Here is a 299-nt window from a genome sequence, read left to right as displayed (position 1 = left end):
CGCCCGCTGATCGCGCGGCGGTACGACGAGTCCGGTGCCGCCGATGACCTCGACCACCGCCCCGACGTCCGTGGACACCGTCGCGCGGCCGGCGAACATCGCCTCGACGAGCCCGGTGGGGAAGCCTTCGACCACGCTGGACAGAACGGTCACGGCACCTGCGGCATACGCGTCGGCGGGACCGGTGAGCCCCGGGCCGCCGATCTCCTCGAAGGACACCGGACCGGCGCCGTCGGCGTGCGGGCCCCCGGCCCCGTCCGGGAAGAGCCGCGCGGCCAGTTCCCGGCAGTGCTCGAGGT

At 75.3% G+C, this 299-nt stretch carries 1 protein-coding gene; it reads right to left on the bottom strand.

From position 1 onward, the window contains the following. On the bottom strand, positions 1 to 299 hold a 299-nt coding region (locus J0695_RS42580; RefSeq protein ID WP_206970136.1), incomplete at both ends, for a glycosyltransferase.

The organism is Streptomyces beijiangensis (assembly GCF_017315755.1).
Lineage (GTDB): Bacteria > Actinomycetota > Actinomycetes > Streptomycetales > Streptomycetaceae > Streptomyces > Streptomyces beijiangensis.
Note: the sequence above shows the minus strand (reverse complement) of the source record. Positions and strands in the feature narration are given on the sequence as shown.